The sequence below is a fragment of the Humidisolicoccus flavus genome (assembly GCF_045689595.1).
Lineage (GTDB): Bacteria > Actinomycetota > Actinomycetes > Actinomycetales > Microbacteriaceae > Humidisolicoccus > Humidisolicoccus flavus.
In genome coordinates, this window is sequence record NZ_CP142724.1 from 1,764,694 (window position 1) to 1,780,788 (window position 16,095).

The following is a 16,095-nucleotide window of genomic DNA, read 5'->3' on the forward strand; positions in this document are numbered from 1 at the left end:
TCTCCTCTGTCTGTACCGCAGTTGGGTGCGCTACGTCAGTCGCTGCGTGAGGTGCACCGTGACCTCGTCGCCGAGGCCTTTGCCGATCGACTTGCGGATTTTGGCAGGCACACTCAGCAAATGCGCTCCTTGGCCGGTTGGAAGGAATGCGCTGGAGAACGCGGCGCCATCGATCGTGCCGGCAACTTTCAGCGACTTGCCAGTGCCGAAAATTTCCTTGGAGTCGGGAAGAACCACGACATTCCAGTCGGGACCCTTGTCGAGGGTTTCGATGACTGCGGTGAACGTGAAGTCGCATTGGCCGATCTCGATGGTCTCCATGAGCGGCACCCTTCGTTGTCTCAGTTCGATTTTAGCGGATGAAGTCTCTGCAGCCCGAGTGTACGGTGTTCACAAGCGCTGCGAAAGAGCGCGCTCGACGGAAAGGTGACCATGCCAACGCTTCCAAACCGATTGAGCGCGATCACGCTCTTCGTCGACAACGTGCATGACGCGAAAGCGTTCTACGCAACGGTTTTCGGGCTCGAGGTGTATTACGAGGACGAGGTTTCGACGGTCTTCGACTTCGACGGCACCCTCATCAACTTGCTGCAGCGTTCTGAGGCAGTCGAGCTGGTCGCTCCCGCACTGGTCGCTCCCGCCCCGACCGCGCCAAATGCACCCGAGGCACTGGCCACAAATCCGCACCCGGTGACCGCCCAGTTCACGATCACGGTGACCAGCGTTGACGAGACGTGCACAGCGCTCGCAGAGCTCGGAGTGCCGCTCTTGAACGGACCAATCGACCGGCCCTGGGGGATCAGGACGGCTGCCTTCGTCGACCCGAGCGGACACGTGTGGGAGATCGCAAGCGAGTAGCGCGGGACGGCATCTGAAGATGCACAAATGTTCAGGTTGTGCCGTATGAAAACATTTGGAAAACTTGGGCCGCAACGTTGCGTTCTGTCCTCAATCAATCCAGTCCCGCCAGTAGCATTGCTTTCGCGCAAAAGCACCGAAACTCTTACCGAGACGATCAGCAGTCTCTGAAGAAGCCGCAGTCGCGGGACACACTTCTTCCCTGTCTTCCACCCCGAAGGGTCACGCCGTATGCACACACCATTGCCGCTCTCGGACGCGAAAGCGATCCTCTTCGATCTGGATGGTGTGTTGACCCCCACTGCCGACGTGCACCAACGCGCGTGGGGTGCCCTGTTCACCGACTACTTCACGTCGATCGGCAAGCCCGAGGCGTACAAGGACGACGACTACTACGAGTTCATCGACGGACGCCCGCGCATCGAAGGCGTCGAAACCATGCTCGCCGCACGCGGCGTGACCTTGCCACTCGGGACCCCGGAAGATGCTCCGGGAACGACACCGCGTGGGCGCTCGGGAACCGGAAGAACGAGTTCTTCAACGCCGAGCTCAAGGAACACGGCGTTGCCGCGTACCCGGGTTCGAAAGCGTTTCTCGATGCCGTGCTCGCGAAGGGTCTCGACGTCGCGGTCGTGTCGAGTTCGAAGAACGCGGAGCCAGTGCTCGAAACGGCAGACTTGCGAAAGCACTTCGACATCGTGATCGATGGACTCGTCGCCGCAGATCTCGGCATCGCCGGAAAACCCGCGCCCGACACCTTCATCTATGCCGCGCAAAAGCTCGGCTTCGAACCTGAACAGTGCGTCGTCCTCGAAGACGCCCACTCGGGCGTCTCCGCTGGTCGCGCCGGGAACTTCGGGCTCGTCGTCGGTGTTGACCGAGGCATCGGTGCCGCAGCACTCATCGAAGCCGGCGCCGATGAGGTCGTGACCGACCTCGCCGACTTGATTCCCTCCCTGAACCACAAGAACGAGATCTGATGAACCCAATTACCGAAGACCCACTCGACCGGAGCCGCTACCCGATCGACGAGTGGTCGCTCATCGAACGCGAGTTCTCGCAGGCCGAAGCCGGCCGCACCGAGACGGTATTCGCGGTCGGCAACGGCTACCTCGGCCTCCGAGGCAACCATGACGAAGGTCGCTCGAGCTTCGCCGACGGCACGTTCATCAACGGGTTCCATGAAACCTGGCCGATCCGCCACGCTGAAGAAGCGTTCGGATTCGCTCGCGTCGGCCAGACGATCGTCAACGTTCCGGATGCGAAGATCCTGCGCCTCTACGTCGACGATGAGCCTTTCGTGCTCACCGAGGCCGACCTGGCAAAGTACTCGCGCGTGCTCGACATGCGCGACGGCGTGCTGCGCCGCGAACTCGAATGGCTGACTCCATCGGGCAAGCGAGTGTTCGTGCGATCCACCCGTATGACCTCGTTCACCGACCGCCACCTCGCGGTCGTTGAATATGAAGTGACGGTCGCGGATGCGAACGCCTCGATCCTGATCTCCAGCCAGATCTTGAACCGCCAGGACCGCACCGACGAGTACAAGAGCCGGAAGAAGTCGGACTCCGCCGACTTCGACCCGCGAAAGGCCGAGACACTCGAAGATCGCGTGCTCCAGCCGATGCTGCGCCGCGAGACCGACGGCCGCTACCTGCTGGGGTACCACACGACGAACTCCGGAATGACGGTCGTGGTCGGTGCTGGTCACGCAATCGAAACCGAGAACGAGTGGGAAGAGTCCGTCAGCCTCAGCGACGACCTCGCAAAGCACGTCTACCGAGTGAAGGCTCGCGCGGGCGTTCCCGTTCGCCTCGTGAAGACGATCGCCTACCACTCCAGCAATGGCGTCCCGACGCATGAACTCGCTGACCGCTGCGACCGCACGCTCGACCGTGCGAACGAACAAGGCACCGAGGTGATCTTCGCCGAGCAGCGTGCATGGCTCGACGAGTACTGGAAGCGCTCTGACGTCGTCATCGAGGGCAAGCCGGAACTGCAGCAGGCGATTCGCTGGAACATCTTCCAGCTCGCCCAGTCGACCGCTCGCACCGACGGTGGCGGGATCGCTGCAAAGGGTGTCACCGGCTCCGGCTACGGCGGCCACTACTTCTGGGACGCCGAAGTGTACGTGCTCCCGTTCCTGAGCTACACCTCTCCGCTCGTGGCCCGAAACGCCCTGCGGTTCCGTCACAACATGCTCGATGCCGCGCGCGACCGCGCTTCGGAACTGAACCAGTACGGCGCACTATTCCCCTGGCGCACGATCAACGGCCTCGAATCCTCGGCGTACTATGCGGCAGGCACGGCGCAGTACCACATTGACGCCGACATCTCCTATGCGCTCATGCAGTACGTGGAAGCCACGGGAGACACCGCATTCTTGGCTCGCGGCGCGATCGACGTGCTCGTGGAGACCGCGCGCATGTGGGCCGACCTCGGCTTCTGGCGCTCGAACGGACACGACACCTTCCACATTCATGGAGTCACCGGCCCGGACGAGTACACGACCGTCGTCAACGACAACCTGTACACGAACGTCATGGCACGCGCGAACCTGCGCTCCGCGGTCTCCTCGTGCGAGCAGATGCGTGCCGAGCGACCGGAAGACTTCGATCGCATGGTCGCGCGGTTGAATCTCACGGAAGAGGAACTCGTCGAGTGGAGTGCCGCCGCAGAAGCGATGCACGTGCCCTTCGACTCGATTCTCGGAATCCACCCGCAGGACGCACAGTTCTTGGAGAAAGAACTGTGGGACCTCGAGAGCACGCCTGCGGACAAGCGTCCGCTGCTGCTGCACTACCACCCACTCGTGATCTACCGCTTCCAGGTGTTGAAGCAGGCTGACGTCGTGCTCGCGCTGCTGCTGCAGGGAAACGAGTTCTCGCACGAGGAGAAGCGTCGCAACTTCGAGTACTACGACGCGCTGACGACGGGCGACTCCACGCTCTCCGCGGTCGTGCAGTCGATCATCGCGGCAGAGGTCGGCTATTCGGAGCTCGCGCTGAAGTACTTCACTTCTGCGCTCTTCGTGGATCTCGCCGACCTGCACCGCAACGCCTCCGACGGAGTGCATGTCGCTTCCACCGGTGGCGTCTGGAGCGCACTCGTCATGGGGTTCGGTGGCATGCGCGATCACGGCGGCAAGTTCACCTTCGACCCCCGACTGCCGGACGACTGGAGCGGGCTCGAATTCCGGATCACGGTGCACGGCACTCGCGTTCGCGTCGAACTGCGCCAGGACACGATGATCTTCACGATCGAAGAGGGCGACTCCTTCGACTTCGAGGTGCGTGGACAGGCCTTCCACCTCGAACCAGAGTTGAGCGTCATCGTCGATCTGACCCACCAGGGCAAGCACATTGTCGGCACACCGTCGATCAGTGACATCGAGGGCACTCGCCGCTCGGACGGATCGCTCATCACCTCGACGATCCCGACGATTCCGATCGATCGCCCTGACGGTGACGTCGTGACGCCGAGCTGGTAGTTCGCGCTCGCAGCGCATGTGCCGAAGGCCCGCACCGATTCATCGGTGCGGGCCTTCGGTGTCTGTGAAACCAGGTGACTAGCGCGCTGCCTGCGCGAGCGCGGAGCGGACGATCGTCGCTGCATCGCGTGCAATCGAGTTCTCCGCGTCGTACAGCATTCGCCATATCGCGAGGGCGCTGGCGGTCGCCGGAGCGATCACCGATGCGCTGAAGGCCTCGACACCGAATCGCCCGGAGTACCCGAGCGCGACGGCGTCCGAGACGAACCGCTGGAGATCGAGATGTCCGTCGCTCAGGAGACCCCGATGATTCTGGCCGATCTCAAGGTAGGCGAGTGCCGGAAGCGCGATACGAACCGCCTCGATGGGATCCGATTCTTCGATATTCATGTGGAAGGTATCGAGATGGAGCTTCACGCGTGTCGATTCGCTCGCACTGACGAAGCGCATCGCTTGTTCCGCAGTGTTCATCATGGCGGTCTCGTAGCGATTGACGACCTCGCACACGAGATCAACGCCTGCCTCGGCTCCGGGACCCTCGGCCAGTGCGCCGAGCGCTCGTGCCGTCCGTTCGAAGCGGCGAGCATCAATGGGAGCATCGGATTTCGCGAGCGTGCCGTAGATGACACCGCCGAGATGGTCTCCGCCGATTGCGCGCGTGAACTCGATCATTGCAATGAGCCGCTGCCGACCCGCAGCGCGAATCTCAGGGTCGTCGGAGGAGATGTCCGCGTGCGGCTGCTGGTTGCCGGCGGTGATCGGCAAGATCTCGTGATCGGCGCAGACTGCACGGATGCTCGCTGCATCGAGCCGCTCGAAGTCTCGAAGGGGAACGACGACTCTGCGATAACCGAGTTCGCGAATGGTGCGCAAGAATGCCGGAACCTGCGACGGCTCCCAAGCGCTCAGCGCGACGCCGGGGTGAATGCCCAGGTCCATCGTGTCGGAGCGCATCACGCAACGGCCGCTCTCGCGTGCTCGATCTGCTCACCGGTGATCTTGAAACCGCCGTCGAACGGGATCTCGACTCCGTTGAGGAAGTCGAAGTCGGGGCCGCTGAGCGCCGCGATGGCGTTGCCGATGTCGTCCGGCGTGCCGAAGCGGCCGAGCGGAGTGCGTGCGAGCAGCGCCTGACCGTCGAGCACGCCGTCGCGAATTCTCTGTTCGATGATCGGGGAGGTGATCCAACCGGGTGCGATCGCGTTGACGGTCACACCGTAGGGTCCTGCTTCGACTGCGAGGGATCGCATCATGCCGACGATGCCCTCCTTGGCCGTCGAATAGGCGACTCGGTTGGTGAATCCGAGAGGACCGACAAGGGAGGAGATCATCATGATCCTGCCGTAGCCGTTTCGCTTCATCGCGGGCATCGCGCGGGCGGAACAGAGAAACGAGCCCGTGACATGCACGGCGATCATCCGTTCGAAGTCTTCGAGTGGTAGATCTTCGACGGCCAGGTACGCGGGCGTGATGAGTCCGGCGTTGTTGACGAGGATGTCGACCGAACCGAGGGAGCGTTCGACTTCGGTGAAGGCAGTGTCGACGCTCGCCTGACTGGTGACGTCAACTCGCAGGCCGAGGGTGCGAACGCCGAACTCTTCGGAAAGCTGTGTGGCTTGCGCCTGTGCTTCCGCATCGTTCAAGTCAAGGAGCGCCACTGCACGACCTCGCCGCGCGAGTGCCCTGGCGGTGGCAAGTCCGATGCCGCGGGCTCCACCCGTGACGACGCTGATGATCGGGGACATGCTGTGCGGCTCCTTTGCCTGAAAGATTGCGCCGGGCGATTCCCGGCGTGAGCGGTTCAGCCGACGACGACGGTCTCGAAGAAGTAGCGACCAGCACGGTAGGAGTGCTCGCCGAACTCGATGAAATTCGCAGCCTCGTCGAAGCCGATGCGCTGGACGGTCAGGACGGGATCGTTCGGGTCGCCGTCTTCGAGCTGGTTGAGGTGCGTGATTTCTTCCGGAGTGCTCCGACGGCAGCCGATGCGTTGTTCGACCAGGTGGGTCGCGACATCGTATTCGCGTAGGAGCGCGTAGAGGCCCTGCCGTTCGAGATCTTCTCGAGTGAAGTGCACGAGGTGGCTGGGGATCCAGTTCCGGAGAATTGCGAGGGGCTCACCGTTGGCGAACCTGACCCGCTCGATCTTCGTGAGCGGGCCGACTGGGGCATTGAGTCGAGCTTCGAGTGCCTCGGGCGCTGGTGCGGGTTCGAAGGTGAGCACCGTCGTTGCCGGGTTTCGTCCGGCGCCGGAAAGGTCGTCGTAGAGGCTGCCGATATCGATTCGACGCGGGAAGGTTCGAGGGAGCACCACGGTTCCGCGGCCGGGTTTCCTTGTCAGGAATCCGGCGGTCACCAGCTCTGCGATCGCCTTCTGCAGGGTCGGGCGGCTGACGCCGAGCTGGGCACTGAGATCGATCTCGTTCTCGAGGAGTGAGCCCGGTTGCAGGAGGCCGCTTTCGATGATGGTGCGCAACTGTGCGGTGATTTGTACATGGAGCGGTTCTTTTCGAGAGCGGTCGAGATCGATTCGATGCTCCGGACGCGCTGTTCGGCTAACTCTCGGCACCATCGCCGCCTTTCTCGGTTCGAAAGATTGTAAAGACAGATTATCTTCCTGGCCTGACGCTAGGGCATAAGCCTCCCTGTTTGCAAGCCCGATTTGAAGAGATCCGTCACTCAAACTGGGGTACGGGAAAAAATAGTTTGCGTTTACAAACTTGACATCTCAGATTTTGTGATGCCAAACTTGCCGCAATGGAGCCACGGAGGCTCCGAAGAGCACAGCACCACGCAACGACGCGAAGGAGGAGTGCCCCTTGTCAACCGACACGGCGACCCGCAATACGACATGGAAGCGCCAGACGGCTGCGAAGAATCTTCGCTCCGTCGGGATCGGCGCCGCCGCTACTGGCGGCCTTCTTGTCGCCTGGTTGTTTTTCACCGAGTGGACGAACATCGTTTCGCCGCTGTTCCTGCCTTCTCCGGCAGCCGTCCTTGAGCGGATCATCCAATTCTCAGGCGAGCCCTACCAGGGAGAGACCTTCGGCGGCCACATTCTGGCCAGCGTCCGAGTCGTCCTCTTCGGATGGATCGTCGCAGGACTCATCGGACTGCCGCTGGGAATCCTGATGGGATGGAACGAGCGAGTACGACAGGTCGTTTCACCGGTCTTCAACCTGCTGCGCCCGATCCCACCGATCGCATGGATCCCCCTGGCCATCCTCTGGTTCGGTCTCGGCGACGAAGCCCGAGTGTTCGTCGTGATCGTCTCGGCGGTCGTCCCCTGGGTGCTGAACTCCTATGAGGCGATCGCGGGGCTCGACAAGCTGCTGCTTCGCGCGGGGCGCACGCTCGGTGCCTCGAATATGCGAACGCTCATGGAAATCGCGATCCCGACCTCGGTCCCCACGCTCGTCGGCGGTGCCCGGATCGCCCTCGGCAACGCCTGGATGACGATCGTCGCCGCCGAACTGCTCGGGGCGACGCGCGGCCTCGGCTTCGTTGCACTCAACGCTCGTCAGACCCTCGACGCCGACATCATGGTGGCGGCAATGGTGTTGATCGGTCTGCTGGGTGTGCTCTTCTCAGAGATCTTGCGATTCGTTGAGAATCGGCTTTCGCGCTGGCGCCAGGAGGCAACCGTATGAGCACCATGACGCAATCACTCGCGACCATCTCGGGCACGAAGCGGCGAAACCAGCGACGAATGACCGGCAGCGCAATCGCCTACTCCAGCGTCGGCCTCCTCGGCTTCCTCGCGATCTGGTGGATCGGCTCGACGTTCGTCGGAGATTCCGCGCTCGCCTCTCCGATCGAAGTGATCGCGCGCCTCGGCCAGCTCATGGTCGAGCCGCTCGCCGGGCAGACCCTGCCCGGGCACGCGCTGGCCTCACTGCACAAGTGGGCGGGTGGATTCTGTCTCGCAGTGCTGATCGGACTTCCGCTCGGCTGCGCATTCGGCTGGTTCCCCTCATTCCGTTCCGCACTCCTGCCGATCTTCGAAGTGCTGCGCTACATTCCACCGTTCGCTTGGATTCCTCTGACGATCCTGTGGTTCGGCGCTGGATACACCGCGCAGGCTGCGGTCGTGTTCATTGCGGTCCTGCCGCCGGTCTTGATGAACGCGGAACTCGGAATCCGCCAGCTCGACCCGCTCCTGTATCGCGCGAGTCGAGTGCTCGGAGCCTCACGGTCTCGAACACTGCTCGAAACCGCGATCCCATCCTCGAGCCCCTCGGCCGTCACCGGACTCCGAATCGGCATCGGCAACGGATGGATGGCGCTCATGGGCGCAGAGCTCATCGTCGGCCGCTCCGGTCTCGGCTACGTGATCCTCAGCGGGCAACAGAGCAACGACGCCGCGACCGTCATGGCGGGAATGGTCGCAATCGGTCTCCTCGGATTCGCGATGGACCGAGCAATGCAACTCATCACTTCGCCACTGACGCGATGGAGAAAAGGACTCGAAGAGCTATGAGCATGACTTCAGAAAGGACTCCTGCAGTGACGAACACGGCAGCGAACAACTCCGAACCAATGTTGCAATTGAGCCAGGCCGAGAAGCGATACGTCACGCGACGCGGCGACGTGCAAGCGCTCCTTCCGACCGACCTCACAGTCGAGCGGGGAGACTTCGTCGGTATCGTCGGCCCGTCCGGCTGCGGCAAGTCGACGCTGCTCAGCATCGTCGGCGGACTCGACAAGCCCAGCGGCGGCACGGTGCGCGTGCAGGGCAAACCGCTCAACGGGCCGGGGCCGGATCGCTGCGTCGTTTTCCAGCGGTTCGCGCTGTTCCCGACGAAGACCGTCTCGGGCAACATCGCCTTCGGGCTTCGCATGGCGGGAGTGCCCCGCGGTGAACGCGATCGTCGAGTCGCCGAACTGATCGAGATGGTCGGGCTCGGCGGATTTGAAAAGGCCTACCCCCACGAGCTCTCCGGCGGGATGCAGCAACGCGTTGCGCTCGCGAGGGCGCTCATCGTCCGTCCAGAGGTGCTCCTCATGGATGAACCGTTCGGTGCTCTTGATGCGCAGACCCGCATCATGATGCAGGAGGAGATCGCGAAACTCGCGCGAGACCTCGACCTCACGGTGCTCCTGGTCACGCACAGTGTCGACGAAGCGGTGTATCTCTGCAATCGCGTCGTCATCATGACTGCCCGTCCAGGCGCCATCAAAGAAGAAGTTCACATCGATCGAGCCGTGCCATGGAAGCGCGAAAGCGTGGACACGGCCATGTCTCACCCAGATTTCACGGCACTGCACTCCCGCATCTGGAAGTCCGTCCGTGAAGAAATGGCAATCACCAAATAGTTCAACCGATCACTCTTGTTCAAAGGAGAACAGCATGAAACGGGATCGAAAGTTCTTTCGTCCGCTCGCACTGATCGCAGCGACAGCAACCGCTGTCACACTCGCCGGATGCTCCGCCGATGGCGGCGGCGGGGGTGACGATGACGAGAACCACCTCAGCATTGGAACGCAACCGACGGCGACGGGCTTCACCATGTGGCTCGCCGAGGAGAACGGATACTACGGCGACGAAGGTCTCACCGTTGAGTTCACCTACTATCCGAGTGGTGCGGCCGTGGCAGAAGCCGGGATCACGGAGTCGTGGGACGCCGGAGTCCTCGGTTCGCCGGCCGCTCTCACCGCGAGCGACAAGTGGGGACTCATCGTTGCCGGTCCGAACGCGGAAGAGTCGAAGAGCCAGGTGATGTGGGGTCGGACCGCCGACTTCGAAGGCAAAGATCCAGCCGATGTCTTGCGTGGTTCGGAGATCCTCGTGAAGACCAACGCGACGCAGCACTATTCGATGCTCGCTTGCGTTGAAATGTTCGGGATCGAAGACGACTTCACCCCCTTGACGCTCGAACCGGATGCCATTCCCGGCGCATTCCAGTCCGGGCAGGGCACGGCTGCAATGACATGGCCGCCGTTCGATGCGAACTTCGTCGACAACCCCGACTACATGCACCTTTGTGACGGTGCCGAGGCTGGCGTGCAGATCTACAACATGATCGGGCTCACCCCCGGCTTCGTTGAGGATCGACCGGAGCAGGCTGCTTCATTCCTCGTCGCGGCGTACGAAGCGAACGACTTCATCACCGAGAACCCAGAGGAAGCGGCAGAGCTGCTCGTGAAGTTCTATGAGGAGAACGGTGTGACCGTCTCGGTCGAATCTGCGCTCCGTGAACTGCAGGAACGCTCATGGCCGTCGCTGGCTGATTCGCTCGAGCTCTACCAGAGCGGTGCAATGGCTGAAGCGCTCACCAGTTTGACCGACACCTTCGTCGAACTCGGAGCCTTCCAGGACACTCCCGATGTCAACATGCTCGTCGAAACGGGCCTTCCCGTCCTCGAGTCAGCAACGAAGTAAATGTAGTGGTGGATTCCGGAATCACCTTCCGGAATCCACCCTCTCCCGAGAGGATTCCCATTGAGTACGTTTTCTTCACACCTCGGTGACGCCACTGCTCCCGAACTCGTCAGTGTCGGTCGCATCAGCGTTGACCTGTACGGGGAACAGCTCGGTCAAGATCTCCGCACGGCAGTGAGTTTCCGCCGTTACATCGGCGGGAGCGCAGGCAATATTGCGGTCGGCTCATCGCGACTCGGCGTCAGAACGGCGATGATGGCCCGGATCGGGGCGGACGGATTCGGCGACTACCTGGTGGACGAACTGCACCGCGAAGCAGTGTCGACCACCGGAATCGTCCGTGATCCGGAACGGAGCACCGGAACGATCGTGCTCGCGATGCACGAGGCGAGCGATTTCCCCCGATCATTTCTCGTGCAGGACCCTGCAGAGTTCAACCTCTCGGCAGACGACATCGACGAGGCGATCATTCGCAGCGCCGGGGCCGTCGTATTGACGGGCAGCCTGCTCTCGCGGCCCAACCTCGCAGCGGCAAGCGAACGCGTCTTGCACGCAGCCCGCGAGGGAAACACGCAGATCATCTTCGACATCGACTACCGACCGGCGTTCTGGGGCGTGGTTCCACGAACGCAAGGTCAGAATTTGAGCGCCGTGACTCCCGAGGTCACGCAGAAACTGCAGACGGTGATCGCCGATTGCGACGTCATCATCGGTACCGAGGCAGAGATCTGCGCGCTCGGAGGCAGCGAGGACGTCTTGGCCTCCCTGCGACACATTCGCACGCTCTCGCGGGCGATCATCGTGTTCAAAGCCGGGCCGGAGGGGTGCTACGCCTTCGAGAACGAGATCACCGACTCGCTCGCCGACGCGGTGTATTCACCAGGGTTCTCGGTCGACGTCGTCAACTCGGTCGGCGCAGGCGACGGATTCATGTCCGGATTTCTTCGCGGGTACCTTCGTGGAGAGAGTCTTGCAACCGCGCTTCGCTGGGCGAACGCCTCGGGCGCGATCGTGGTCGGTCGGCTCGCGTGCTCGGGCGATTCCCCGAGTAAAGCGGAACTCGACGAGTTCATCGCACGAGCGGAATCGCGCGCAGCAGCAGCACCGGCCCCGAGCTCGAAGTCGGAGTTGCAGTTCGACACGGTGACCCGTCACCGCGCACGCAAGGAACTCTTGATCTTCGCTATCGATCACCGGGGTCACCTCGAGCGGGTCGCCGACGACGCAGGGGTTGGTCCGGAGGCGATTGCAGCGTTCAAATCGCTCGCGATCACGGCATTCCTCGACGCCCATGCCGAGGACCCCTCCGCCGGACTGCTGCTCGACGACGTCTATGTCGGCTCCGCGCTTCGAGAGCGAATCGCAGACAGTGGTGTGTGGAGTGCTCGCGCTCTTGAACTCAGTGGCCGCGCGCCCGTGCAGTTCGGAGGCAACGGTGATGTCGCAGGATTCTTGCAGTCGTGGCCGCGAGAGCAGGTCGTGAAGGTGCTCATGGTCGCGAGCCCGGGGAGGACCCGGTGATCCGATTCGAGAACCAGCAGCGCCTCGCCTCGCTTGCGCGAGTGTGCCGCAATCAGGGCCGCGATCTCCTCGTCGAGATCCTGCCGGCGCCGGGACATTCGAACGCAGCGGGTGACTACGTCGACATCTTGAGCGCTTGGTACGACGCCGGGATCAAGCCGGCCTGGTGGAAACTCCCGGCACTGGCGACACCAGAGGATTGGCGACTCATCGACGAGCTGGTTGCGCAACGCGACCCCGGGTGCCGAGGCATCCTGGTGCTCGGCGGTGGAACCTCGAACGCAAGCCTCGAAGCGAACTTCAAGGCAACGGCAGCGACATCGCTCGTCAAGGGATTCGCACTCGGACGACCGATCTTCCATGAGGTCGCGAGCCAGTGGATGCGCGGAGAACTCGACGACGCGAGCGCGGGTGCGCAGATCGTCGAACGGTATCGCGCAGCGGTCGCGCTCTGGAGTGCGCGCGCGTGACCTTCGTGTTTGCGTTGGGCGTCGCGCTGTTCGGCGCGATCGTCCAGCGCGTCACGGGACTCGGTTTCGCGCTGGTCGCGACGCCTCCGCTCGTGCTCCTGTTCGGGCCGAATGACGGCGTTCGCATCGTCGTGCTCCTCGGGATCGTCGCCTCGGGAATCATGGCGGTGACGATGCGCCGCGACATCCAGTGGAAGCGCACCTGGGGGCTCATCTGGCCCGCACTGCTCGTTTCACCGCTCGCTGCGCTCGTCGCGCACGTCTCCCCGGCGGTCGTCCTGCTGTACGTCGTCGGTGTCGCTGCGGTCTTGAGCCTTGTGGCACCGAAGATTCCGAAGCTCTCCATGGTCTTCTCCGGTCGAGGCGGCTCCGTCGTCACGGGAGCTTCGGCAGGATTTCTCCACGTGACGAGTGGGCTCTCCGGACCGCCGCTGGTCGCGCACGCGGCAGGCACCAAATGGGCGCAGGTGCAGTTCGTGGCCTCCGTGCAGATCGTGTTCCTCGCGTTCCACGTCCTCACGCTCGGCTGGCGAGGCTTGCCCAGCACCAGTACTTCGAGCGCGGTCGAACTCGTCGCGCTCGCAGCCGTCGTCGCCCTCGGGATCCTGCTCGGTGGCTTGATCGCGCGACGCGTTCGAGTCGAAGTCGCCAGAAAGGCGATGTTCGCCGTCGCGTGGATCGGGGCGATCGTCGTGCTGATTCGAGCGACGGTCGAACTCGTTGATCGACTGGCGTCGTAGGCCGAAACGACGCGTCGAGCAGAATCGTGAACGAGCATCGAGCAGTATCCGCAGCAAGACCAGCAGCAAGGGACGCAACGCAGCGTTCAATGGAAAGGAACCTCGCAATGGCAACGCAGACCGAAACGATGCGAGCGGCGATCTACCGCGGTCCGAACGACGCCGCGGTCGTTGAGAAGCCGAAGCCGACCGCCCGGGACGGCTGGGCGATCATCGCACCCGAATTCTTCGGAGTGTGCGGCACCGACCTGCACATCTGGCAGGGACACCACCCACGGGCGCAGCCCGGACTCACGCTCGGACACGAGTTCGTCGGCCGACTCACCGAGTCGAATGCGATCGGCGAGGCCGGAACCGCCGTCTTCGTCAACCCGCTCATCGGTTGCGGGGAGTGCCGCTCGTGCCTTGAGCACGCAGACCACGTCTGTGCAAAGTTCGGCCTGTTCGGAATCGACGTGGATGGCGGTGCAGCCGAATTCGTCTCCGTACCGATGGCGAGCCTCGTCCCGCTTCCGGAGGGCGTTGATCTGCGCAGCTTCGCGCTCATCGAGCCCGCGAGCGTCTGCGTCCGCGCCGTCCGGCGATCACGCCAACGCCTCGGCGATACCGTTCGAGTCGTCGGGGCGGGGCCGATCGGGCTCATGGTCGCACTGTGCGCGCGTCAGGCTGGCGCGGCCTCCGTCACCATTGCCGAGCCGAGCGAACTTCGTGCCGCGACCGCCCGAGCACTCGGATTCGAGGTCACGGAGACGAGCCCGCGTGAACAATTCGATGTCGTCTACGACTGCACGGGGCATCCGAGCGTCGCTCCGCACGTGCTCGATCTGGTGCTGACCGGCGGAACACTCGTCGATGTCGGCCTGTACCGCGCACCCATCGCGATCGACCTGCCGAGCGTCATGCGCCGTGAACTCACGATCGTTGGCACACACGTCTATCGACCCGCGGATGTTCGTGGAGCGATCGACCTGATCGCGTCCGGTCAGCTCCCGGTCGAACGACTCGTCAGCTCTATCCGTCCACTCGACGAGATCCAGCTCGCGTTCGAGCAAATTCTTGAAGGAAACGAGGTCAAGGTGCTGCTCAGCCCTCGACCTTTGCACGCATCCGAATCACACGACTCAGGGGAACAATCATGAACACAACAGGCCACTGGATTGACGGCGCCGTCGTGCACGGAACCGAGGAGTCGCGGTTGCAGGACATCTGCAATCCGGCGACCGGCGAGGTCATCGGGCGACTCGCCCTCGCTGCGCCAGAAGACGTGACGCGAGCAGTCGAGTCTGCTCGTGCTGCCTTCCTCGAATGGTCGGCGCAATCGCTCGCCCGCCGCCAGACCGTGCTCTTCGCCTTTCGCGAGCTTCTGCTGCGCAATGAGCGGTCACTCGCTGAACTCATTACGAGAGAGCACGGCAAGCTGATCGATGACGCGATCGGTGAGATCCGACGTGGGGTCGAGATCGTCGAGATGGCCTGCGGGATGAGCGAGCACCTGAAGGGTCAGTACTCGGACAATTCGTCCAACGGCATCGACATTACGAGCTATCGGCAGCCGCTCGGCGTCGTTGCGGGGATCACGCCGTTCAACTTCCCGGTGATGGTGCCGCTGTGGATGTGCCCGGTCGCGATTGCAACGGGGAACGCCTTCGTGCTCAAGCCCTCCGAGCAAGACCCCTCTGCCGCGCTCGAGATCGCTCGGCTCTGGAAGGAAGCCGGACTGCCCGACGGCGTGTTCACGGTGTTGCAGGGTGACCGCCACACGGTCGACGCCCTCATCGAGCACCCGGATGTCGCAGCCCTGTCGTTCGTGGGCTCTTCCGCGGTCGCCAAGCACATTCACACGAAAGCCTCCGCCCTCGGGAAACGAGTGCAGGCGCTCGGGAGCGCGAAAAACCACGGTGTCGTCATGCCAGACGCGGACCTGGATTTCGCAGCAGAGCACTTGGTCGCTGCCTCCTTCGGTGCAGCCGGGCAGCGGTGCATGGCCCTGTCGGTCGCGGTCGCCGTCGGCGACGCGGGTGGTGGGCTGATCGAGCGGATTGCGGCACGAGCCAAAGCAATTCGAGTCGGGAACGGTGCCGACGCCGACGTCGATATGGGTCCCTTGATCAATGCCGCGGCTCGTGACCGGGTCGTCGAAGCACTTGGTGCAGCTGCTGCCAGTGGTGCACAGATCGTGGTTGACGGTCGCGAGGTCAGCGAGACCGACACGAGCGGAGGCTACTTCGTCGGTCCTTCGCTCGTCGATCACGTCGATCCCGAAATGGAGTTGTACCAGCAGGAGGTATTCGGGCCCGTCCTCGCGGTCGTTCGCGTCGCGACCCTCGCCGAAGCGATCGCGCTCGTCAACTCGAGTCGATACGGCAACGGCGCCGCGATCTTCACGAACTCTGGTGCCGCCGCCCGTGAGTTCCACCGGTCGGTGTCGGCAGGCATGGTCGGTGTCAACGTTCCGATTCCGGTGCCCGCGGGGCAGTTCTCCTTCGGCGGCTGGAAGGACTCGCTCTTCGGCGATCAGCACATGTACGGTGCCGAGGGTGTGAAGTTCTACACTCGTGCCAAAGTGGTGACTTCGCGATGGCCCGAAGCGCTCGATGCGCACGAGGCATCGTTCACGCTTCCGACCACCTAAGT

The 16,095-nt window shown here is 63.0% G+C and carries 14 protein-coding genes and 1 pseudogene; 11 read left to right on the forward strand and 4 right to left on the reverse strand.

Annotated features, from left to right (window positions below):
- Positions 1 to 30: 30 nt before the first annotated feature.
- Positions 31 to 321, reverse strand: coding sequence for a DUF1905 domain-containing protein (locus U2H20_RS08490; RefSeq protein ID WP_430591854.1), 291 nt, complete (start codon positions 319 to 321; stop codon positions 31 to 33).
- A 111-nt stretch (positions 322 to 432) separates the two neighbouring features.
- Here U2H20_RS08490 and U2H20_RS08495 point away from each other — a divergent pair, with 111 nt between their 5' ends.
- The 3 genes from U2H20_RS08495 to U2H20_RS08505 all read left to right on the forward strand — a co-directional run bounded on the left by U2H20_RS08495 (position 433) and on the right by U2H20_RS08505 (position 4,348).
- The gene (locus U2H20_RS08495) at positions 433 to 858 is read left to right on the forward strand and encodes a VOC family protein (RefSeq protein ID WP_430591855.1); all 426 of its coding nucleotides are present in this window, start codon (positions 433 to 435) and stop codon (positions 856 to 858) included.
- 323 nt (positions 859 to 1,181) lie between these two features.
- Positions 1,182 to 1,838, forward strand: a complete 657-nt coding sequence (locus U2H20_RS08500) for an HAD family hydrolase (RefSeq protein WP_430591856.1) — start codon at positions 1,182 to 1,184, stop codon at positions 1,836 to 1,838.
- Positions 1,838 to 4,348: a glycoside hydrolase family 65 protein gene (locus U2H20_RS08505; protein ID WP_430591857.1), complete on the forward strand. Its 2,511-nt coding sequence runs from the start codon at positions 1,838 to 1,840 to the stop codon at positions 4,346 to 4,348. The genes U2H20_RS08500 and U2H20_RS08505 overlap by 1 nt, the downstream gene beginning before the upstream one ends.
- 78 nt (positions 4,349 to 4,426) lie before the next feature.
- On the opposite strand, the gene U2H20_RS08510 is transcribed toward U2H20_RS08505, so the two are convergent.
- From U2H20_RS08510 to U2H20_RS08520, 3 genes are read right to left on the reverse strand one after another with little or no spacing between them, the layout of a single operon-like run.
- Positions 4,427 to 5,302 (reverse strand): sugar phosphate isomerase/epimerase family protein, encoded by an 876-nt coding sequence (locus tag U2H20_RS08510; protein ID WP_430593621.1) that lies wholly within the window; start codon positions 5,300 to 5,302, stop codon positions 4,427 to 4,429.
- Positions 5,302 to 6,093 (reverse strand): SDR family NAD(P)-dependent oxidoreductase, encoded by a 792-nt coding sequence (locus U2H20_RS08515; protein WP_430591858.1) that lies wholly within the window; start codon positions 6,091 to 6,093, stop codon positions 5,302 to 5,304. Before U2H20_RS08515 ends, U2H20_RS08510 begins: the two co-directional genes overlap by 1 nt.
- Positions 6,094 to 6,149: 56 nt before the next feature.
- Positions 6,150 to 6,917, reverse strand: coding sequence for a GntR family transcriptional regulator (locus tag U2H20_RS08520; RefSeq protein ID WP_430591859.1), 768 nt, complete (start codon positions 6,915 to 6,917; stop codon positions 6,150 to 6,152).
- 250 nt (positions 6,918 to 7,167) lie between these two features.
- Between U2H20_RS08520 and U2H20_RS08525 the strand changes: the two genes are divergently transcribed.
- From U2H20_RS08525 to U2H20_RS08560, 8 genes and pseudogenes are all read left to right on the forward strand, one after another.
- Positions 7,168 to 7,998 (forward strand): ABC transporter permease, encoded by an 831-nt coding sequence (locus U2H20_RS08525; RefSeq protein WP_430591860.1) that lies wholly within the window; start codon positions 7,168 to 7,170, stop codon positions 7,996 to 7,998.
- Positions 7,995 to 8,828, forward strand: a complete 834-nt coding sequence (locus U2H20_RS08530; protein ID WP_430591861.1) for an ABC transporter permease — start codon at positions 7,995 to 7,997, stop codon at positions 8,826 to 8,828. The genes U2H20_RS08525 and U2H20_RS08530 overlap by 4 nt, the downstream gene beginning before the upstream one ends.
- 26 nt (positions 8,829 to 8,854) lie before the next feature.
- Positions 8,855 to 9,664, forward strand: a complete 810-nt coding sequence (locus tag U2H20_RS08535; RefSeq protein ID WP_430591862.1) for an ABC transporter ATP-binding protein — start codon at positions 8,855 to 8,857, stop codon at positions 9,662 to 9,664.
- 34 nt (positions 9,665 to 9,698) lie between these two features.
- Positions 9,699 to 10,730, forward strand: coding sequence for an ABC transporter substrate-binding protein (locus tag U2H20_RS08540; RefSeq protein ID WP_430591863.1), 1,032 nt, complete (start codon positions 9,699 to 9,701; stop codon positions 10,728 to 10,730).
- Between the two features lie 60 nt (positions 10,731 to 10,790).
- Positions 10,791 to 12,721 (forward strand): annotated as a pseudogene (gene iolC, locus U2H20_RS08545) (5-dehydro-2-deoxygluconokinase).
- Positions 12,718 to 13,461: a TSUP family transporter gene (locus U2H20_RS08550; protein ID WP_430591864.1), complete on the forward strand. Its 744-nt coding sequence runs from the start codon at positions 12,718 to 12,720 to the stop codon at positions 13,459 to 13,461. Before iolC ends, U2H20_RS08550 begins: the two are co-directional and overlap by 4 nt.
- A 107-nt stretch (positions 13,462 to 13,568) precedes the next feature.
- Positions 13,569 to 14,600, forward strand: coding sequence for a zinc-dependent alcohol dehydrogenase (locus U2H20_RS08555; protein ID WP_430591865.1), 1,032 nt, complete (start codon positions 13,569 to 13,571; stop codon positions 14,598 to 14,600).
- On the forward strand, positions 14,597 to 16,093 hold the full coding sequence (locus U2H20_RS08560) for a CoA-acylating methylmalonate-semialdehyde dehydrogenase (protein WP_430591866.1): 1,497 nt from the start codon (positions 14,597 to 14,599) through the stop codon (positions 16,091 to 16,093). The genes U2H20_RS08555 and U2H20_RS08560 overlap by 4 nt, the downstream gene beginning before the upstream one ends.
- Positions 16,094 to 16,095: the final 2 nt, after the last annotated feature.